The 19236-nt window shown below is 61.8% G+C and carries 19 protein-coding genes and 1 pseudogene; 11 read left to right on the plus strand and 9 right to left on the minus strand.

Annotation, left to right across the window (positions count from 1 at the left end; genetic code table 11):
* Window positions 1-211 (minus strand): annotated as a pseudogene (locus OA90_RS28645) (IS630 family transposase); the annotation flags it as partial.
* On the opposite strand from OA90_RS28645, the gene OA90_RS19845 reads away from it, so the two are divergent.
* Window positions 210-896: an NADPH-dependent FMN reductase gene (locus tag OA90_RS19845; protein WP_068416281.1), complete on the plus strand. Its 687-nt coding sequence runs from the start codon at window positions 210-212 to the stop codon at window positions 894-896. The pseudogene OA90_RS28645 and the gene OA90_RS19845 overlap by 2 nt on opposite strands.
* Window positions 897-910: 14 nt before the next feature.
* Here OA90_RS19845 and OA90_RS19850 read toward each other — a convergent pair whose 3' ends face one another.
* The 4 genes from OA90_RS19850 to OA90_RS19865 all read right to left on the minus strand — a co-directional run bounded on the left by OA90_RS19850 (window position 911) and on the right by OA90_RS19865 (window position 5581).
* The gene (locus tag OA90_RS19850; RefSeq protein WP_068416286.1) at window positions 911-1720 is read right to left on the minus strand and encodes a siderophore-interacting protein; all 810 of its coding nucleotides are present in this window, start codon (window positions 1718-1720) and stop codon (window positions 911-913) included.
* 204 nt (window positions 1721-1924) lie between these two features.
* The gene (locus tag OA90_RS19855) at window positions 1925-2950 is read right to left on the minus strand and encodes a substrate-binding domain-containing protein (RefSeq protein ID WP_244274680.1); all 1026 of its coding nucleotides are present in this window, start codon (window positions 2948-2950) and stop codon (window positions 1925-1927) included.
* Between the two features lie 58 nt (window positions 2951-3008).
* Window positions 3009-4037, minus strand: coding sequence for an ABC transporter permease (locus OA90_RS19860; protein WP_068416293.1), 1029 nt, complete (start codon window positions 4035-4037; stop codon window positions 3009-3011).
* Window positions 4034-5581 carry a sugar ABC transporter ATP-binding protein gene (locus OA90_RS19865; protein ID WP_068416587.1) on the minus strand — a complete coding sequence of 516 codons (1548 nt, stop codon included), beginning with the start codon at window positions 5579-5581 and terminating at the stop codon, window positions 4034-4036. The genes OA90_RS19860 and OA90_RS19865 overlap by 4 nt, the downstream gene beginning before the upstream one ends.
* A gap of 136 nt (window positions 5582-5717) precedes the next feature.
* Here OA90_RS19865 and mtnK point away from each other — a divergent pair, with 136 nt between their 5' ends.
* From mtnK to OA90_RS19885, 4 genes are read left to right on the plus strand one after another with little or no spacing between them, the layout of a single operon-like run.
* Window positions 5718-6980 carry an S-methyl-5-thioribose kinase gene (mtnK, locus tag OA90_RS19870; protein WP_068416298.1) on the plus strand — a complete coding sequence of 421 codons (1263 nt, stop codon included), beginning with the start codon at window positions 5718-5720 and terminating at the stop codon, window positions 6978-6980.
* On the plus strand, window positions 6977-8086 hold the full coding sequence (gene mtnA, locus OA90_RS19875; protein ID WP_068416299.1) for an S-methyl-5-thioribose-1-phosphate isomerase: 1110 nt from the start codon (window positions 6977-6979) through the stop codon (window positions 8084-8086). The genes mtnK and mtnA overlap by 4 nt, the downstream gene beginning before the upstream one ends.
* The gene (locus OA90_RS19880) at window positions 8083-9075 is read left to right on the plus strand and encodes a sugar-binding transcriptional regulator (RefSeq protein ID WP_068416300.1); all 993 of its coding nucleotides are present in this window, start codon (window positions 8083-8085) and stop codon (window positions 9073-9075) included. The genes mtnA and OA90_RS19880 overlap by 4 nt, the downstream gene beginning before the upstream one ends.
* A gap of 4 nt (window positions 9076-9079) precedes the next feature.
* Entirely contained in the window at window positions 9080-9745 is a 666-nt protein-coding gene (locus tag OA90_RS19885) for a class II aldolase/adducin family protein (RefSeq protein ID WP_068416303.1), read from the plus strand.
* A 129-nt stretch (window positions 9746-9874) separates the two neighbouring features.
* Here the strand turns inward: OA90_RS19885 and OA90_RS19890 are convergent, their stop codons facing one another.
* Together OA90_RS19890 and OA90_RS19895 are read right to left on the minus strand one after the other, a co-directional pair.
* The gene (locus OA90_RS19890) at window positions 9875-10369 is read right to left on the minus strand and encodes a YHS domain-containing (seleno)protein (protein WP_068416590.1); all 495 of its coding nucleotides are present in this window, start codon (window positions 10367-10369) and stop codon (window positions 9875-9877) included.
* Window positions 10370-10536: 167 nt separating this feature from the next.
* A complete protein-coding gene (locus OA90_RS19895; protein ID WP_068416306.1) occupies window positions 10537-11142 on the minus strand; it encodes a TetR/AcrR family transcriptional regulator in 606 nt (201 codons plus the stop codon).
* Window positions 11143-11349: 207 nt separating this feature from the next.
* On the opposite strand from OA90_RS19895, the gene gatC reads away from it, so the two are divergent.
* From gatC to OA90_RS19920, 5 genes are all read left to right on the plus strand, one after another.
* Window positions 11350-11637, plus strand: a complete 288-nt coding sequence (gatC, locus tag OA90_RS19900; RefSeq protein WP_068416592.1) for an Asp-tRNA(Asn)/Glu-tRNA(Gln) amidotransferase subunit GatC — start codon at window positions 11350-11352, stop codon at window positions 11635-11637.
* Window positions 11638-11652: 15 nt separating this feature from the next.
* Window positions 11653-12129 (plus strand): GNAT family N-acetyltransferase, encoded by a 477-nt coding sequence (locus OA90_RS19905; RefSeq protein ID WP_068416310.1) that lies wholly within the window; start codon window positions 11653-11655, stop codon window positions 12127-12129.
* Window positions 12130-12141: 12 nt separating this feature from the next.
* Window positions 12142-13626: an Asp-tRNA(Asn)/Glu-tRNA(Gln) amidotransferase subunit GatA gene (gatA, locus tag OA90_RS19910; RefSeq protein ID WP_068416313.1), complete on the plus strand. Its 1485-nt coding sequence runs from the start codon at window positions 12142-12144 to the stop codon at window positions 13624-13626.
* Window positions 13627-13752: 126 nt separating this feature from the next.
* Window positions 13753-14847 carry an NAD(P)/FAD-dependent oxidoreductase gene (locus OA90_RS19915; protein ID WP_068416316.1) on the plus strand — a complete coding sequence of 365 codons (1095 nt, stop codon included), beginning with the start codon at window positions 13753-13755 and terminating at the stop codon, window positions 14845-14847.
* Between the two features lie 215 nt (window positions 14848-15062).
* Window positions 15063-16655 carry a glucan biosynthesis protein gene (locus tag OA90_RS19920; protein WP_244274677.1) on the plus strand — a complete coding sequence of 531 codons (1593 nt, stop codon included), beginning with the start codon at window positions 15063-15065 and terminating at the stop codon, window positions 16653-16655.
* On the opposite strand, the gene OA90_RS28650 is transcribed toward OA90_RS19920, so the two are convergent.
* Entirely contained in the window at window positions 16634-16921 is a 288-nt protein-coding gene (locus OA90_RS28650; protein ID WP_156510571.1) for a hypothetical protein, read from the minus strand. The two genes, OA90_RS19920 and OA90_RS28650, sit on opposite strands and share 22 nt — an antisense overlap.
* Before the next feature lie 118 nt (window positions 16922-17039).
* Between OA90_RS28650 and mdoH the strand changes: the two genes are divergently transcribed.
* Complete coding sequence (gene mdoH / locus OA90_RS19930) at window positions 17040-18953, plus strand: glucans biosynthesis glucosyltransferase MdoH (RefSeq protein ID WP_082837161.1); 1914 nt, start codon at window positions 17040-17042, stop codon at window positions 18951-18953.
* Here mdoH and OA90_RS28110 read toward each other — a convergent pair.
* Entirely contained in the window at window positions 18845-19195 is a 351-nt protein-coding gene (locus OA90_RS28110) for a ribbon-helix-helix domain-containing protein (protein ID WP_082837162.1), read from the minus strand. The two genes, mdoH and OA90_RS28110, sit on opposite strands and share 109 nt — an antisense overlap.
* Between the last annotated feature and the right edge of the window lie 41 nt (window positions 19196-19236).

Raw genomic sequence — 19236 nt, forward strand, 5'->3', positions numbered from 1 at the left:
CGGGGCCTTTTGCATTGAAACGCAAGACCCAGTCGCGGATCACCTGGACCGTCACGCCGCCGACCGCACCCGCATCGCTGCGCAAGCCGCCGTCATAGATCACTGCAAGCGCCAAAAGGCGCCGTGTTTGATCGGCATTCACCGAGCCACGGGCTAGATGACGAAGGGTTGGAGCATCAAAGTCATCTCGAAGACGGATAGGGGCGGACATGGCAAACTCCTCATGTTCCCCATCAGGAATCATATTCGCGAAACTTTGGGAATCCAAAAGAGTCGTCAAATTCGTCGCTTGGTATCAGATCCTCACCTTTTGCGGCAGCCTGCGGTCCGCCTCGTCCAATCGGGCACTGCTGACCACCGTTGAGCGGCTTGCGCCGGAGGGGATTTCCATCCGTCGATATGAAGGCATCGCCGAGCTTCCCCACTTCACCCCGGATCTGGACCATGACACCTTCCTCCCGGCAGCGGTGCGGGACCTGCGCGATCAGGTCGCAGCGGCAGACGGCCTTCTGTTCGCGGTTCCCGAATATATGCACGGCCTGCCCGGGAGTTTCAAAAACGCGCTGGACTGGATGGTCGGCTGCCAGCGATTTCCAGGAAAACCCGTCGCACTTGCCCACGTGAGTGCCCGGCATGCTTTCTTACCCGGTCAGCTTGAAGAGGTCCTGAAGACGATGGCCGCCACGCTCGTTCCGGAAGCCGGCTTCAATCTGGGCCTGACAACCAACAATGTGGACGTGGATTTGATCTGCAGCAACGCCGGCCACAAGGCGACAATCGTGGCAGCGCTTGAGGCATTCAGAAAATCCCTGTGCCCGAAACCACAACAGGCAGAGGAACAGCCTGCCTCATCGACTTTGTTACGAGGAGGCTATTCCGGACCGCGGCCCAAGTAAGAACATAAGAGGCCCTAGGCCTGAACCGCCGCCGCCTCCGCGCGTTTCATCTGCTGGTGCTGGTCCTCGATCAGCCCGATCTTCCAGTATCCGGAAATATAGGTGTCCTTCTTCGGCACGTTCCGCTCATTGTGCAGGTAGTCGCGCAGAGCCCGGATGACCGAACTTTCACCGGCAATGCAGGTTTGAACCGTTCCCGACGGCCAGTCCAGCCCGCGGATCAGGTCCACCTGTGCGGTCGAGGGCTTGTGGACGTCCTCCTGAACGAGCCAGGTCACCTCAACGCCCTTTGGTACGGTAATGCTGCGGATGTCCTCCTTGGAAGGCACCTCGAAGACGGCGGCCCCATGAGCGTCCGCAGGCAAGGCCTCAAGCGTCGCTTCTGCAACCGGCAGAGCCGAGAGATCGGCAGCGATCAGGTACCAGTCCGCGTAAAAATCCGTAAGTTTCGCCGGGCCGGGACCCAGAAGACCGAGGAACGCGCCTTCCGTTGCCCGCTGCGCCCAGCGCGTCGCCGGACCATTGTCGCCATGAGCGACAAAGTCGATGTCCAGTTCCAGGCTCTCGGGACGAAAGCTGCGAATGGTGTAGGTCCGCACCGCGTGAACCTTCTCCTCTGGCCCGTCCGGAGCAAAATAGGTTTCGAACTCCTCGCGGCTTTCGCCCTCGCGCGGCAGGATCAGTTTGCAGTTCGCGCCCTCATGTCCCGGTGGAAAGCCTTCCAGCTCGGGCCCGGCAAAGGTGACGCGGATCATGTTCGGGCTGAGATAGTCTGCGCGCCGGACTGTAATGACCCGGGGAAGGCGTTTCGGACGGCTGGCCAATGGAGCACCTCTTAAAGCTGAATATATTAGTCAGGATTTAGCATCGGCGCAGGCACATTTAAAGACCCGCATCGCAGAGAATTTGATGACAGTCCGTCACCTGTCCTGTTTTTACGTCTCCCGAGCCAAAAAAACCCGGCATCTCTGCCGGGCTTTCGGAAGTTTGCGTTTCATTCGGTGCCGCTGTTCACGGCAGGTGGCCGGTTACCGCTTGGGCAACGGGATCCATTCGGCGGTGGAGACATCCGCATGCTGGAACTGCGGCATTTTCTCGCCGAGGTCGGACATGTTCTTCACATCCTGTTCGTTGAGGAAGTCCTGGGTGATCAGGGTCGGCGGGACGATGACCTGCTTGCCCGGGTTTTCACCGGCCAGCATCAGGGCAAGCGTGCGCACGCTCACTTCGCCGACAACGGCCGGGTTGGTCGCGACCGTCGCGGCCCAGGCACTGTCCGGTTCGCGCATGGCGGAAATATCCGCGGTCGATACATCGGCGGAGTAGATCTTGATATCCTGGCTGAGGCCTGCTTCATCGACGGCAATCTTCACACCCTTGGCGAATTCGTCGTATGGGGCGAAGACGACGGAAATCGTCGGGTTGGCCTGCAGCACGGACCGTGCCTGGTTGGCGACCGAATTGGCGATCGGATTGTCAAGCGTGCCGAACATGGCCGCTTCCTTGATGCCGACATTCGCTTCCTTGACTTCCTTCCAGGCAACGTCGCGCCGGTCGAGCGGGGCAATGCCCGGCACATAGACATAGCCTGCGGTGAAGCTGTCGCCATTGTCCTTGATGGCCTGTTCCAGGGCCAGCTTGCCGAGAAGATAATCGGACTGCTCGACCTGGGGAATAGCGTCGTTTTCGACGTTGACGTCGAATGCGACAACCTTGATTCCGGCCTCGACCGCGCGTTGGGCGGCGGGTTTCATGGATTCCGTCAAGCCATGCTGGATAATGATGCCGTCAACGCCCAGCGCGATTGCCTGATCGACCATGTCGGCCTGAAGAGCGGCATCCTGGCGGCTGTCCAGCACGCGCAAGTCCACGCCGAGCGCTTCCGCCTGTTTTTCGACGCCTGAAAGATAGGACTGGAAGAAGTCGCCGGTGGACAGGTAGCGCACCAGCGCGATCTTTACATCCTCGGGCTTGTCGAACGGAGCCGGCATGTCGGCGGCAAGCGCAACGCCACCGCCGGACAGTCCCAGCCCGGCGGCAACCGCGAGCTTCATGAATTCACGTCTCAACATTGTGTATCCTCCCATTTTTCGAACGGGCGCCTTTGCGGCGTCACGCTGTTCTCCTGCCGCCGCGACGCGAGGACAGGTAGAACGTAAAGACAAGGGCGGCGACAAGCACGGCGCCCTTGACGAAGTCCTGCATGTAATAAGGGGCGTTCATCATGGTGAGCCCCTGAAGAAGAATGCCGACAAAAAGCGCGCCCGCCGCCGTTCCGAAGGCGTTCGGACGTGCCGCTCCCAGAACCGCGAAACCGATGAGGGCGGCGGCCACACTGTCGAGCAGAAGATTGTTGCCCGACGCGATATCCCCGCGGCCGAGCCGGGCGGCAAGCAGGATGCCGCCAACCGAGGCGAGCATGCCGGAGATCATGTAGGCGACGATCTTGTAGCGATGCACATTGGTGCCGACGAGCCCGGCGGCCCGCTCGTTCGAGCCGATGGCATACATCAGCCGGCCATGACGGGTATAGCCGAGAAACAGCCAGATGATCAGGGCGATCAGCAGGAAGACAACCACCGGAACCGGCAGCAGGCGATCCAGAAAGAGGTCGAACCGGTGCCGCCCCAGCCACAGGAAAGCGGCGGAAAACGTACCTTCGGCAACCGAGCCGTCCGGCAGGTTCATGCCGGTTGCGATCGAATTGCCCTGGGTCGGAATGCGCTGCAGGCCGATCAGAAGGAACATCATCCCCAGGGTGGCGAGAAGGTCGGGAACGCGCATCTTCACGATCAGCAGCCCGTTGATCAGCCCGACAAGGGCGCCCATGGCCAGGCACACGACCACAGCCACGAACGCCGATTGTTCAAGGATCACCATCGTATAGGCCGACAGCATGAGTGCGGAGGTCGCGACCGAGCCGATCGACAGATCGAAACCACCGACAACCAGCGTGCAGGTCACCCCAAGGGCGAGAATGCCGGTGATAGCCACCGACTGAAAAATGAACACCGCCGACCGGGCGCTTGCAAAGCCGCTGGCGTAGATGCTGAAGAAGACCGCAAGCCCGCACAAAAGCACGATGAAGCCGTAGCGGATGGCAAGTTCGAGTGCGGACCTGGATGTGTCGTTGGAATTCATGCAATTGCCTGCTTTGGGGACGTGGGAAACGGTTGGCCTGAAGCCGGCACCCGGGCAGGACCGGATACAGCCGCGACCAGATGGTTCAGGTCCACGTCCCTGTTGACGTATTCACCGGCGATCATTGCTTCGTTCAGCACGATGATCCGGTCCGCGATTTCGAGGGCTTCGTCGATTTCCGCGACGAAAACGAGTGTGGTGCGGCCGGCGGCGGTCTGGCGGATGTACTTACCGATATCCCGCCGGGCCCCGATATCCACGCCCTGGAACGGCTCGTCGAGCAAGAGCACCCGCGCGTCTTCAAGCAGCCAGCGGCCGATCATGACCTTTTGCTGATTGCCACCTGACAATGTGCCGATGCCGTCCCGCTCGCTCTGGCATTTGACGCCGATCCTGTCGATCATGCTGCTGCTGGCCCGCCGTTGGGCGCGTTCACTGAGAAAGGAGAACCGGCTGAAAGCCTTGAGGAAGGGCAGCGTCATGTTGTCGGCGATATCGAAATCGGCGATCACCGCATTCACGCTGCGGTCCTTGGGCGACATGAACACGCCGCAGGCAACGGCTTCCGTCGCGCTTGCCGGACGGTAGGCCTTGCCGTCGAGAAGCAGCACGCCGTCCGCCGGTTCGGCAAGGCCGAATAGAACCTCGGCGAGTTCGGTGGTGCCACTGCCCAGAAGCCCGGTGAAGGCGATGACCTCGCCTTCCCTGGCCGTGAAGTCGATAGGCGGGCTGTCCGCGAACAAGCGCAGTTCCCTGGCCTCAAGAACAGCTTCGCCCCCCGTAACCGGGTCGATGTCGACTTCGGTCATCTGATGACCGAGCATGGCGTTGACCGCGCCGACATAATCGAGCGGTTCCGTGTCGAAGAAACCTGAAATGGTGCCGTCACGCATGGAGACGATCCGGTCCGCCACCCGGCGGATGTCGGACATGCGATGGGAAATATACAAGATGGCGACGCCGTCGGCTCTGAGCCTGTCGATCAGATTGAACAGACGCTCCGCCTCCGAAGCGGACAGGGAGGATGTCGGCTCGTCGAGGATCAGCAGTTTCGGGGATCTTGCCATTGCCCGGGCGATGGCGATCATCTGGCGGTCGGCGACATCGAGGTCCGCGACGCGGGTGCGCACGTCCATCGTCAGCCCCATGCTTTCGGCGACCGCGCGGGCCTGGCGGCGAAGCTTGCGATCGTTGACGAACAGGCCTACGCCCGGTTCCGTCAGCCGGTCGAGCGTCAGATTTGTCGCAACGTCGAGATCGGGAATGACGCCGTCGTCGATGGACTGGTGCACCGTGACAACGCCCTTGGAAATGGCGTCGGCCGCATCGGCCGGCGCATAGGGCGCACCGCCCAGTTCCATCCGGCCGGAATCCGCGAAATGGTAGCCGCACAGGATCTTGACCAGCGTCGACTTGCCCGCGCCGTTCGCTCCCATCAGGGCCGTGACCTCGCCTGCGCGCAATTGCAGATCGATGCCGCGCAGCACGTGATTGCGAGCGAAGGACTTCTCCAGGCCGTTCAATGTGCAGGTGACTTCTTTCACCTTTCCTCCCAATTTTTGACGAGCTCCTCTCTCGTTGCAATCGTTACAGCACGTAAAATAGTCATTTGTCAACTGAGTTGACTTTTGAACAATCTTGACCTTTATTCGGAAAAAATAGGGAGGACAGTACAGCAAGATGGACACGCCGGATCTCTATCGCCCGTTAACCCCTGAAGAGCTTGGAACCCGTCTTTCGGCGGTGCCCGTGATTGCCGCACGCGTCGGTGCCGACCCGTCCCGATGGACAGTGAAGGAAGTCGGCGACGGCAACCTGAATCTCGTCTTCATCGTGGAAGGGCCGCAAGGCACGGTAATCGTCAAGCAGGCCCTGCCCTATGTGCGTCTGGTCGGGGACAGCTGGCCTTTGCCGCTCTATCGCGCCTATTACGAGAACAATGCGCTTGTCCGCCAGGCTGAGCGCGATCCCGGGTCTGTCCCGGAGGTCTTCCATTTCGACGAGGCCCAGGCTCTGATCGTGATGGAGTTTCTTTCGCCCCACAAGATCCTGCGCCGCAAGCTGATCGACGGTGAGAAGGTCGACGGGCTTGGTCAATTCCTCGGACGGTTCTGCGCACGCACGGCGTTCCGCGGCTCCGAGCTCTCCCTGAAGAGCGCCGACAAGAAAAAGGACGTTGGCCTGTTCTCCGGCAACGTCGAGATCCCGGCCATCACCGAGGCGCTGGTTTTCATCGATCCCTACTACGACGCCAAGATGAACCACCATACTCCCGGCCTCGATCCCGTGGTGACGGAACTGCGCGGGAATGCGCGCCTGAAAGCGCAGGCGCAGCGCATGCTGATGAAGTTCGCCTCAAACACGGAAACGATGCTCCATGGCGATCTGCACAGCGGTTCGATCATGTCGACGGAAACCGAAAGCAAGGTCATCGATCCGGAATTCGTCCAGTACGGGCCGATGGGCTTCGACATCGGCATGCTCGTCGCCAACTTCCTGATGGCCTATTTCAGCCAGCCCGCCCATCGCGACGCCGCCGGGCTGAAGCCTTACCAGGAGTGGATTCTCACCATCATCGACGTGGTGTTCGCCTCCTTCGAAACAGAGTTCAAATCCCTTTGGAAGAGCGAGCGCACCGGCATGCTCTATCCCGCCGCGTTGTTCGAGGATCAGGGCCAGCCCAGCACCGGCATCTGCGAGGACCTGCTGGCGGACATCCGCACCGACGCGCTCGGCTTCTGCGGCATCGAGATGCACCGCCGCACGCTGTCGCTCGCCCACAATGCCGATTTCGAGGACATCGAGGACACCCAGGTGAGAAGCCGTCTCGAAGCCCGCAACCTGGCCATGGGTGCGGAGCTCATTCTGCGCGCCGGTGAGTTCGGCACGACAGCCTCGCTTCTCGATCTTGCCCGCCAATTCAATGCAAAGGACATCCTATGAAGGTCAACGGCACACATTACCGCTCGCTTTGGTGGGATGAGGACCAGTCCGCCCTGCAGATTATCGATCAGCGCTGGCTGCCGCACGACTTCCGTATTCAGCAGGTTGATACGCTGCGCGATTTCGCCGATGCGATCGTGGAAATGCGGGTTCGCGGCGCACCGCTGATCGGCGCGACCGCCGCTTACGGTATGGCGCTGGCCGCCCGGATTGACCCGTCCGACGCCCATCTGGACGAGGCCTTCGACTATCTCGACAAGACCCGTCCGACGGCAATCAACCTGCGTTGGGCGCTCAACCGCTGCCGCAGCCGGCTAAAGACCCTGCCAGAAGGCGAGCGTGCCGCCGCCGCCCTGAAGCTGGCGCACGAGATTTCCGACGAGGATGTGGAGATCAACCGAAACATCGGCCTCAACGGACTGGAGATCATCCGCAAGATCGCGGCAGCCAAGAAGGAAGGCGAGCCCGTCCGGCTGCTGACCCACTGCAATGCCGGCTGGATCGCCACCGTCGACTGGGGCACGGCGACAAGCCCGATGTACCAGGCCCATGACACAGGCCTCCCGATCCATGTCTGGGTCGACGAGACCCGCCCGCGCAACCAGGGAGCACTGACCTCCTGGGAACTCGGCAGCCACGGCATCCCGCACACCTACATCACCGACAATGCCGGCGGGCATCTGATGCAGCATGGCCTTGTCGATATGGTCATCGTCGGCACGGACCGCACCACCCGCAGGGGCGACGTGTGCAACAAGATCGGTACTTATCTGAAAGCGCTGGCAGCCAGGGCGAACAACGTACCTTTCTATGTGGCCCTCCCCTCCCCGACAATCGACTGGACGGTGGACAACGGCGTCGTGGAAATCCCCATCGAGGAGCGCAACGAGCGCGAAGTCACGCATATCCAGGGTCTGACGGCGGAGGACACCATCGACCAGGTTCAGGTGACACCACCGGGAACTCCCGGCGGCAATCCAGCCTTCGATGTGACCCCGAACCATCTGGTCACCGGCCTGATCACCGAACGCGGTGTTTGCGAGGCGAGCGCCGAGGGGCTTGCCGGTCTGTTTCCCGATCTTGCCAACCTCGAAAAGAGCGCATGACACCGGCCCCCGGCAAATCCCGTTCGGGCGATGCGAAAACCGTCACCCGCACCCGGTCCCAGGATGAGGCGATCATCGAGGTAACCTGGTGCTACTACCAGGACGGCATGAACCAGAACGAGATCGCCGAAAGGCTCGGCATCTCGCGCGCGACGGTGGTCAATTACCTGTCCGAGGCGCGGCGGCGGGACTATGTGCGGATCACGCTGGACAGCGACATTTTCCGCGACCAGCAACTCGCCCGTGCCCTCGTGGACCGGTTCGGCCTTCGTGACGCCATCGTCGTGCCGTCCTCCCCGGACGGTGCGGACCAGTCGCTCGACCGGGTGACCCGGGTGGTGTCCGACTGGCTACCAAGCCTCCTGGAGCCGGGGGACCGCCTCGGCGTGGCCTGGGGCGAGACCGTCTACCGGGTCGCGGAAGCAGCCCCCCATCTCACCATCGACGGGCTGACCGTCGTGCAGCTCGTCGGATCGCGGCCCGCCGCACTCGGCTTCGCCGCCGAAACCTGCTCGGCCACGCTGGCGCGCCGCTACGGTGCCCACTGCGTCAACCTGCATGTGCCGTTGCTCTTGTCGGACAGGTTGCTAGTCGACCGTCTCAAGCAGGAACCCGTGATCCGCGAGCAGCTCGACGCTGTCGCCGATTGCAACAAGACCATCTTCGCCTGCGGCACCTGCACCGCCGGCAGCCACGTGGTCCATGCCGGATTGCTCGATCGGTCGGAAGTGGATGCCTGCGCGGAAAAGGGCGCGATTGGTGTCATCTGCGGCCGGCTGATCGATCACAACGGCAACCCCGTCCTGCGGGAGATCGAAAACCGCATGATCGCCGTCACGCTCGACCAGATGAAAAACAAGGACATGGGCCTGCTGGTCGGGTCCGGTCCCCAGCGGGCTGCCCCGATGCTGGCCGCCATTCGCGGCGGTTACGCCACCCATGTCGCCACCTGTTCAGAAACCGCCGCACAATTGCTGGAGCTCGCGTGAAACCATGCTGAAACCACCCTATCGGGACACGCCGGACCTCAGGCAGGCCATCATCGACGCCTGTCGAGACATGAACCGCCAGGGGATCAACCAGGGGACATCCGGCAACATCTCGGCCCGCGCGGACGACCGGATGATCATCACGCCCTCGGGGATCCCCTATGACCGGATGACGCCCGACATGCTGGTCTCCATACCGCTTGACGGACTGGGAAAGCCGGAAGGACCTTTGCCGCCCTCCACAGAATGGCAGTTCCACCTGGCGCTGCTGCAGGCAAAACCAGAGATGCACGCCATTGTTCACGCTCATCCGGTGCATTGCACAGCGCTGTCCATCAACCGCGAGGAAATTCCGGCCTGCCACTACATGATCGCACTGTTCGGTGGCAACAGCGTGCCGCTGGCCGGCTACGCCTTGTTCGGCAGCGAGGAGCTTGCAGGCGAGGTGGTCACCGCCATGCGCGACAGGCACGGTTGCCTGATGGCCAACCACGGTGCCGTCGTTGCCGGCGAGACACTTGAAAAAGGTCTCTGGCGTCTGGAAGAACTGGAAGTGCTCGCCCGCGCCTATATCATCAGCCGCAGCATCGGCACACCGCACATTCTCTCGGACGGCGAGATCGACAGCGTCCTGGGTGCTGTCGCGAACTACGGCCTGAAGACGGCCTGATCTCCCCGTCAGGGAACTGTCTTCGTCTTCGTGTTCAGCACGAAGCCCGCCGGTTGGCGGGCTTCGGCATCGCGGACCATGATCCGCGCAAAGGTCCTAGCGGCCTTCAGTTCTTCAGTCGAACCGCCATCAATTGCGGATGATCGGTTCCTTCAGGTCTTCCGGCTTTTTCTCGCGGATGATTTCCCAGTTCAATGTGGCGTTTTCAATATGGCCGGGGACGTCCTGTTCGAACCGCTCCTGCACAGTCAGGGAATTGTTGAGATAGAGCTTGCCGTCCACGATCGACCAGGCTTCCGGCACCACGGGAACCTTGAAACCCATGGCCGCGCCGAAGGCGCAGAAGCCGCCGAACTGCGGGGCGTATTTGGCAGGGTCCGCAACAAATGCATCGCGGTTTGCCGCGGAGGCGAATTTCCAGGTGACGTCGTCATAGTCTGCGGTAAACGCATCCGACCCGGCCACAGGCTTGCCTTCGGTGAAATAGGCGACGGGATCCGTGCCGCCGATGGCAGCGCCCGACTTGGTGAATGTGGTGATTTCATCGGCCGAAGCAGTGAACGCGGCAGCGGAAAACAGCGCGGTCAGTCCCAGGAGAACGGACTTGGAGGTATAGAGCGGCATCGGGATCTCCATCAGTGGTGAATATGAACAGGTTCGGGCGCTGGCTCTGCGCTCCGTAACGACTGGAAGATGTGCTTCCCGGCAAAAGAACGCCAATCACCCTTGATCACAGGGCCGCCAACCGGACGGGAGAACCCGTGATCGCCTGAGCGCGGAGACCTATGCGCTCACATCCCTGGGAAGCCGTCCCCGGGCACCGGATCGCGCGGCGCGACGAGGCCGAGCACCAGATAAATGGCCGTTTCAATATCATCGCCGGAGATCCTGACACCGCGTATGAGCAGGCGGAAATAGATCAGGCCAAGCAGAAGATCTATCCGGATCTCCATGCCGGCTTCGAAAGGCGTTGCAACGAAGATCTGACGCATGAGCAGACGCCTGCTTTCTTCCGCTTCGTCCAGAACCGCCGCAAGATCCGGCTTTCCCCGGTGAGGCACCAGGGCGCGGATCGCATCTCCCAGCGGTGTGTCCTGAAGAACGCTGACCGTGCTGGAAAGGCATTGCCTCAGATCCTCCGCCACGCTGCCCCGCTGCGGCGGACCGGGATTGGCGGCAGCAAGCGCTTGCTGAAGCGCCGCCGCAATCAATGCCTCCTTGTCGCGAAACCGCCGGTAGACAGCCTGCTTGCTGGTCCGTGCCCGCGCGGCGACCGCCGAAATGGTGGTTTTCTCATAGCCGTGTTCGGACAGCTCACGCAGGGTTGCCTCGAGCAGCGCTTGCGTCACCCGGCTTTCGCGCGGTCTTCCTGCAGTCCCTTCCCTGGCCTCGGCCACAGGCGGTCTCCCTGAGGGCATTCTCGCAATTGCGAAAGCCGTTTTCGATATTACGGTTATGATTGGTACCGATTTAATCCGAAACAGACCGGCACGCAAGGCAGCATGCTTGCCTTCGGCCCGAATGCGCCGCAGAAAGAGGCAAGACCTCATGCAGGACCCGGCAACAGGCCGGACCTGCGGAACTCCAAAAATAACGAGGACCACATGTCTGTTGATACTCAAACGGTGAAGCGCGTCGCCCACCTCGCCCGGATCAAGGTAAGCGAAGACGACGCCACCCGCATGACCGGCGAGCTGAACGCCATTCTCGGGTTCGTCGAACAGCTCGATGAAGTCGATATCGACGGCGTCGAGCCGCTGACCTCGGTGGTCGAGCAGACCATGAAGAAGCGCGCCGACGGCGTGACCGACGGCAACAAGGCGGACGATATCGTCCGCAACGCACCGGCCTCGGAAGACAATTTCTTCATGGTTCCGAAAGTCGTCGAATAATCGGGCACCGCCGGGATGACCGCTTCCAGTTCCATAACGATATCCGTTGAAACACCCCTGTCGGACGACATGCGCGCCATGATCGGCGAGTTGAACGCCACACTCGGCTCCCTGACGCCAGACGAGGCCAACTACAGCATGAGCGCCGAAGACATGGACGGGCCGGAGACGACTGTTTTCATCGCCCGTGTGGACGGCCAGGCCGCGGCCTGCGGCGCGCTGTACCGGCACGCAGATGGTATCGGCGAACTCAAGCGTTTCTATTCCCGCCCCCAGTTTCAGGGCTTGGGGCTGGCGCGCCGTATCCTTGAGCACGTGAGTGAACTGGCCGCCAGAGAAGGCCTCACACGCCTGGTGCTGGAAACCGGGCACAACTATCAGGCCGCGCGGCGGCTCTATGAGCAGGCCGGGTTCAGCGAATGCGGTCCGGTGCTCGATTATCCAGAAAGTCCCTATTCCGTTTTTTACACACGGCCGCTCAGGGCCGCCTGAAAGATCCAAGACATGACCGATCTCACCAAACTCACCATTGCCGAGGCCCGCGACGGCCTGAAGAACAAGGACTACACGTCCCTGGAACTGACCGACGCCTTCATCGGCAACATCGAAGCGGCCAACGCATCGCTGAACGCCTATGTGACCGTTACCGCCGACAAGGCCCGCGACATGGCGAAAGCCTCGGACGCGAAACTCGCCAAGGGCGACGGCGGGGCGCTGGAAGGGATACCGCTCGGCATCAAGGACCTGTTCGCCACGAGAGACGTGCACACTCAGGCCTGCAGCCACATCCTTGACGGCTTCAAGCCGCAGTACGAATCCACCGTGACGTCCAACCTGTGGGCGGACGGCGCTGTCATGCTCGGCAAGCTGAACATGGACGAGTTCGCCATGGGGTCCTCCAACGAGACCTCCTATTACGGCCCGGTGATCAATCCGTGGCGCAAACAGGGCTCCAATCAGGATCTGGTTCCGGGCGGATCTTCCGGCGGTTCGGCCACCGCCGTTGCTGCCCGCATGTGCATGGGCGCCACGGCGACCGACACCGGCGGTTCCATCCGCCAGCCGGCGGCCTTTACCGGCACCGTGGGCATCAAGCCGACATACGGCCGCTGCTCGCGCTGGGGCGTCGTCGCATTCGCCTCCTCGCTCGACCAGGCAGGGCCGATTGCGCACACCGTTCGCGACAGCGCCATCCTGCTGAAATCCATGGCTTCCGTCGATCCGAAGGACACGACCTCTGTCGACATCGAAGTCCCGGACTATGAAGCTGCCATCGGCAAGTCCGTGAAGGGCCTCAAGATCGGCATTCCGGCGGAATACCGCATGGACGGCATGCCGGGCGAAATCGAGGACCTTTGGCAAAAGGGCATTCAGTGGCTGAAGGATGCGGGTGCGGAAATCGTCGACATCGCCATGCCGCACACCAAATACGCCCTTCCGGCCTATTACATTGTCGCCCCCGCCGAAGCGTCTTCCAACCTTGCCCGCTATGACGGCGTCCGCTATGGCCTCCGCGTGCCGGGCAATGACATCGCCGAAATGTATGAAAACACAAGGGCCGCCGGGTTCGGTGAGGAGGTCAAGCGCCGCGTGCTGATCGGCACCTACGTGCTGTCCGCCGGGTATTATGACGCCTACTATCTGAAAGCCCAGAAGGTGCGCACGCTGATCAAGCGCGATTTCGACCTGGCCTGGCAGAACGGCGTCGACGCCATCCTGACCCCGGCCACGCCTTCGGCGGCCTTCGGCGTCGCCGATCAGGAGCTGCATTCCGATCCGGTGAAAATGTACCTGAACGACATCTTCACCGTCACTGTGAACATGGCCGGCCTGCCGGGCATTTCCGTGCCCGCCGGCCTCGACAAGACCGGGCTGCCACTCGGACTGCAGCTGATCGGCAAACCCTTCGACGAAAGCACCCTGTTCCAGATCGGCCAGGTGATCGAGGACGCCGCCGGGTCGTTCGAACCGCAAAAATGGTGGAGCTGAACTACAACCGCTTGCCGTCCCGGCCTTGAGCCGGGACCTTCAAGCAGGTTTCATCTGCAGGCCCCGGCTCAAGGCCGGGGCGGCGTCCGGACAGGCCGCAGATCATGACAACTGGAAATCAACCCCATGCATGACATCGAAACCATCGTGATCGGCGCGGGTGCCGTCGGGCTGGCGTGCGCGCGGGCGCTGGCGCTCTCCGGCCGTGAGGTCATGGTGCTGGAGCGGCACGGCCTGATCGGCTCGGAGACCAGTGCCCGCAATTCCGAAGTCATCCATGCCGGTATCTATTATCCCCCCGGCAGCCTGAAGGCGAAACTGTGTCTTCCCGGCAAGCAGCAGCTTTACCGGTTCTGCGCCGAAAACGGCATTGCCCATGAGCGGATCGGCAAGCTGATCGTGGCCGCCGACGAAGCGCAACTGCCAGAACTGGAGCGCCTGCACAGGCAGGCCCTGGACACGGATCTTGACGATCTGGTCTTCTACGACCGCAACAAGCTTCAGGAAATCGAGCCCGAGCTCGATTGCTGTGGCGCGCTCTGGTCCCCCTCGACCGGCATCATCGACAGCCATGGGTTCATGCTCGCCCTTCAGGGCGGTCTGGAGGACCGTGGCGGCCAGGTTGTTCTCAACAGCAACGTCATGCGGATCGAGCCATATGACGACGGCTACAAGCTCACGGTCGACACCGGCGACACCGGGTCCTATTCCCTGACCTGCCGGGAACTCATAGTTTCCGCCGGACATGGCGCGCCGGGCCTGATGGAGGACATCGCCGGAGCCAGAGCTCCGAAGGCCTATCTGGCCAAGGGCAATTATTTCAAGCTTCAGGGCAAGGCACCGTTTTCCAGGCTTGTCTATCCGGTGCCTGAACCCGGCGGCTCAGGCGTTCACATCACGCTGGATCTGCAACATCAGGCCCGCTTCGGCCCCGATGTGGAGTGGGTGGAGGACATAGACTACGAAGTCGATCCCGCGCGCGGCGACAGGTTCTACGCAGCCATCCGCAGTTACTGGCCCGGCCTGCCGGACAATTCCCTGATTCCGGATTATTGCGGCTTCCGTCCCAAGATTTCCGGCCCCGGGGAACCCGCCGAGGATTTCCGCATCGACGGGCAGCGCGCCCACGGCCGGAAAGGCCTCGTTGCCCTTTACGGCATCGAATCTCCGGGCCTGACCTCGGCTCTCACGATAGGCGATTTCGTGGTCACTCTTCTGTAGGCCACCGACTCACGCAGCTGATTTTATCGTCTGAACGCTGAAACCGATTGACGGTTTCAGCGTTTAAAGCCCGAAGAGACCGGCATGCGATGCTGCGGCGCACAGAAAGACCATTTTTTGGTCCGCTTTTGTCCATAAAATTGCTCCAGTCCGTGTGCTCATTGAAATCGTGTCCATAAAAGAACGCTTTAATTTCAACGAGGTGATCGATCACTGTGATCAATCGGCGCAAATTCCTGTCGGCAACAGCCCTGATGGCCGGCTCGCTCACTGGTGGAGCCATCCCAGGCGTTGCCGGGGCTGAAAATATCGCATCTGCAACAGGCGGATCCGGGCCTGATTCCGGAACACCCTTCAGCTTCGATTCCCTGATTCTGCGCATGAAGGAGAAGGCCGCCAAATCCTTCGACGCCGCCACGCCGGACCTGCCGGAAATCCTGAGCGAACTCGATTACGACCGGCACAGGGCCATCCGCTTCCTGCCGGAGCGTGCTGTCTGGAACGAGACGGCGGGAAGCTACCGGCTTCAGGCCTTCCATCCCGGCTGGCTCTACAGGGAGCCGGTGGAGCTTTTCGAAATCTCCGCAGACGAAACCGGCCCGATGCGCTTCACCGGTGCAGATTTCGAATACCGGGAACCGCTCGAGGCGGGCAAATTCAAGGAGCTGGAACTTCCCGGCATCGCCGGTTTCAGGCTGCATCATCCGCTCAACACCCCTGACGTCTTCGACGAACTGATCGTATTTCTTGGCGCGAGCTACTTCCGGGCTCTGGGAAAAAGCAATGTCTACGGCTTGTCCGCGCGCGGCCTGGCCATTGACACCGCTATCTCCGGACCGGAGGAATTTCCAAGGTTCACACGGTTTTATCTGGAGCGCCCCGCGGAAGGGGCTGCGGAGATGCGGCTTTACGCGGAACTGGAAAGCAAAAGCGTTGCCGGAGCCTATCAGTTCACCATCAAGCCGGGCGTCAACACGGTGGTTGAGGTCGATGCACGGATCTTCCTGCGCGAGGATGTCGAACGGCTGGGCATTGCCCCATTGACCTCCATGTTCCTGTTCGGAGAAAACGACCGGACCGGCTTCGACGACTATCGCCCGGAGGTTCACGACAACGACGGCCTTTTAATCCTGCGGCACAACGGCCAGCGTTTGTGGCGGCCGATCCGCAATCCGCAAGCCCTCTCACTGTCCTTCTTCCAGGAGGATAGCCCGGTCGGTTTCGGCCTGTTGCAGCGCGACCGCGACTTCGAGCACTATCAGGACACGGAAGCGAAATACCAGCGCAGGCCGTCCTTGTGGATCGAACCGGTCAACGGCTGGGGTCCCGGGCATGTCATGCTGGCCGAAATACCGGCGGACAAGGAAATCTACGACAACATCGTTGCCTGCTGGGTGCCGGAAGGCGGCGCTGAAGCAGGCTCGGAACACCGGTTCGCCTACCGGATGATCTGGGGCAGCAACCCGGAACCGGGAACCGAACTGGCGCGGATCTTGCGCACCAGCACGGGCCACGGCGGCGCGGCAGCTTCCGACCCTGATCCCTGGTTCCGCAAATTCGTGGTGGAATTCGCGGGCGAAGCGCTGTCCGGTCTTGGAGACGATGCAGCTCTGGAACCGCGTCTCACGGTTCAAAACGCCGCGGTCAAACATCATTTTGTCCAGCGTCTGGAAGGTGGTTCCTGGCGTGCTGTCGTGGATGTCGAACGCCAGGCAACAGACATTCCGGTCGAGTTCGCTCTGGCATTGCAGCTCAACGGCGCCGACCGGACGGAAACCTGGATGTATCAGTGGAGCGGAAACACATGATATCGCACGATAGAACCGGCACCCGGCCGCTTTTGCATCCGTGCGACAACGGATCCCTCTCTAAGGAAATACGGCACGTCCTCCGGCGGCCGGACCTGTCCGACGACATTCTGCGCCAAATCCTTGCCGAGCACAGCTTCGATGGCGATACCACATTGAGCGCCGATGCTTTCCTTGACGGAAAAGGCCGGGCGGGAGAGCGCGCGGGCGTGATCCGCACAATGATCGTGCCGCCCCCCCTGCACTGTCTCGATATGCCGGCTCATGATCTTGAGCCACCTCTTTCCCGGCGGCTTGCTCCCCTCGCCGCCCTCTGGGAGCGGCTGTTGCATCTGGTTCGGCCACAGATGAAACGGACACCGCCCCCCCTCAGGAACCGCTGACATGCAGCTGGCCGGTTCAAGGGTCCGCTCTGCCGGTCCTCGCCGGCTGGCGATGATCCTGGCGGCGGCCTGCCTGACGACCGCGGCATCCTTCATGTTCGCTACGGTTGTTCAGTCAGATGGCTTCGACAGGCTCGACGTGGTGCGCATCACACTGATGGCGGTTGCCGCCTTCTGGCTCGCCTGGGGCGGCTGTATCGCGCTGTTCGGCATTCTCTTTCCTCCGGTCAGGGCGGCGGCGGTGTCTGGCCGGCCACAGGGGCGCACCGCCATTCTGATGCCAATCTACAACGAAGCCACCGGCCCGGTCTTCGCACGTCTCGCAGCCATCATGAAATCCGTCGGCCAACTGCCGGAAGCGGACTGCTTCGATTTTTTCATCCTGTCCGACACGACCAGACCCGACGTTGCCCGGGAGGAACAGTCGGCTTTTCAGCGACTGCTGATCCGGCAACGGGCGGGTGGACGACTTTTCTACAGGCGGCGGGAGCGGAACGTTGGCCGCAAGGCTGGCAACATCGCCGATTTTCTGAAGACCTCCGGCGGCGCCTACGAATATATGCTGGTGCTGGACGCCGACAGTCTGATGGACGGTGAAACCATCGTGGAGATGGTCCGGCGCATGGAGGCCGACCCGCGCCTCGGACTGTTGCAATCATTGCCGCAGATCATCGGCCTGAAAACCCTGTATGGCCGCCTGCTGCAGTTCGCCACCTCCCTTTACGGTCCCTATTTCGCACGCGGCCTGGCCGCCGTGCAGGGTGAGGAAGGCACATTCTGGGGACATAACGCTCTCATACGCACCAGAGCCTTCGCGGCGTCCTGCGGAATGGCTCCCTTGCAGGGCAAGCCACCCTTCGGCGGGCATATCCTCAGCCATGATACGGTGGAGGCCGCGCTGTTGGCCCGTGACGGCTGGAAGGTGCGTCTCGACCCGGATCTGACCGGCTCATATGAAGAAGCTCCCGCAAACATGGTGGATTACGCCAAGCGCGACAGGCGCTGGTGCCAGGGCAACCTGCAGCACAGCCGCATTCTGGCTGCCCCGCGCCTGAAGTTCTGGAGCCGGATCTCCATCCTGCAGGGGATCTTCGCCTATCTGGCCTCGCCGATCTGGTTCCTTTTTCTGCTGACCAGCCTGACCGCTCCGCTGGTGGCGCCGCCACCGGAATATTTCGACGGCTACTCGCCTTTTCCTGTCTTTCCCCATCCGGAAACCGCAACGGCGCTCGCCCTGCTCTTCGGTCTCGTGGCGCTATTGATCCTGCCCAAGCTCCTGCTGGTGATCCGCACCCTCGCGGCCGGCAACGCAAAGGCCTTCGGTGGTCCGGCACGGCTCGTCTTCAGCTTCGTGATCGAGATCCTCCTGACCTCGACCCTGGCGCCGATCCTGATGATGTTTCATTGCCGCTCGGTGATGCAGGTGGTTATCGGCGCCGATTCCGGCTGGCCGGCGGCCGACCGCGACGACGGCTCCCTTCCCCTTGGAGCCGCCATCAGCGCCACGTGGTGGATGGCCCTGACCGGCGTCGCCGGTGTCACATTCTCGCACTATTACGTGCCGGAACTGTTCTACTGGCTTCTGCCAGTCGCACTGCCGCTGGTCTTCGCACCGCTGCTCGTCTGGATGACGTCCTCTGTCATGCTTGGCGAAATCGGCCGCCGGCTCGGTCTTCTTGCGGTTCCGGTCGATGCACGGCCCGTTGCGATTGCCGCGCAGACGCACAGCGCGTTGCTGGAAAGCGAAACGGAATGCACACCCTCGGATATGCCCGGACAGAGCGCCGGTTTGAGAGTCGGGCAAGCTCAGTGCATGCGGCCGTTTTCAGCTTCCAGGATATCATCCGCGTCGAGGCCGGAAATCGGCAGGCGGGTGTCTGTCGGCACGTCGCCGGAGAGCTGCAGGGCAAGGTAGCGGCCACAGCAGACCCTCAGAAAGCTGGTGAAATTGCCGAGATCAAGCCCGGCATCGATGCTTTCATGATGGAGCCGGGTGATGAGCTGCACGACGTTCATGCCGTCCCGTCCGGCGATTTCCTCAAGCACCTTCCAGAAAAACGTTTCCAGGCGCACGGAGGTGACCATTCCGTCAATCCGCAGGGATTTCGTCGCGCTTTCCCAAAGCCCGCTGTCGGCATCTATGAAGAGTTTGCACATTGGGATTATCCGGTTTTCGTGGCCTTCAAGGCTAGGGTACG

The organism is Labrenzia sp. OB1 (assembly GCF_001624695.1).
Classification (GTDB): Bacteria; Pseudomonadota; Alphaproteobacteria; order Rhizobiales; family Stappiaceae; genus Roseibium.

Bases quoted from the DNA above. Each gene is read 5' to 3' on its own strand.
- OA90_RS19845 (WP_068416281.1), top strand. From the start codon at position 210: ATGGCAAACTCCTCATGTTCCCCATCAGGAATCATATTCGCGAAACTT.
- OA90_RS19855 (WP_244274680.1), bottom strand. From the start codon at position 2,950: ATGAAGCTCGCGGTTGCCGCCGGGCTGGGACTGTCCGGCGGTGGCGTT.
- OA90_RS19860 (WP_068416293.1), bottom strand. From the start codon at position 4,037: ATGAATTCCAACGACACATCCAGGTCCGCACTCGAACTTGCCATCCGC.
- mtnK (WP_068416298.1), top strand. From the start codon at position 5,718: ATGGACACGCCGGATCTCTATCGCCCGTTAACCCCTGAAGAGCTTGGA.
- mtnA (WP_068416299.1), top strand. From the start codon at position 6,977: ATGAAGGTCAACGGCACACATTACCGCTCGCTTTGGTGGGATGAGGAC.
- OA90_RS19880 (WP_068416300.1), top strand. From the start codon at position 8,083: ATGACACCGGCCCCCGGCAAATCCCGTTCGGGCGATGCGAAAACCGTC.
- OA90_RS19885 (WP_068416303.1), top strand. From the start codon at position 9,080: ATGCTGAAACCACCCTATCGGGACACGCCGGACCTCAGGCAGGCCATC.
- OA90_RS19890 (WP_068416590.1), bottom strand. From the start codon at position 10,369: ATGCCGCTCTATACCTCCAAGTCCGTTCTCCTGGGACTGACCGCGCTG.
- gatC (WP_068416592.1), top strand. From the start codon at position 11,350: ATGTCTGTTGATACTCAAACGGTGAAGCGCGTCGCCCACCTCGCCCGG.
- OA90_RS19905 (WP_068416310.1), top strand. From the start codon at position 11,653: ATGACCGCTTCCAGTTCCATAACGATATCCGTTGAAACACCCCTGTCG.
- gatA (WP_068416313.1), top strand. From the start codon at position 12,142: ATGACCGATCTCACCAAACTCACCATTGCCGAGGCCCGCGACGGCCTG.
- OA90_RS19915 (WP_068416316.1), top strand. From the start codon at position 13,753: ATGCATGACATCGAAACCATCGTGATCGGCGCGGGTGCCGTCGGGCTG.
- OA90_RS28650 (WP_156510571.1), bottom strand. From the start codon at position 16,921: ATGAGCCGGCATATCGAGACAGTGCAGGGGGGGCGGCACGATCATTGT.
- mdoH (WP_082837161.1), top strand. From the start codon at position 17,040: ATGCAGCTGGCCGGTTCAAGGGTCCGCTCTGCCGGTCCTCGCCGGCTG.
- OA90_RS28110 (WP_082837162.1), bottom strand. From the start codon at position 19,195: ATGTGCAAACTCTTCATAGATGCCGACAGCGGGCTTTGGGAAAGCGCG.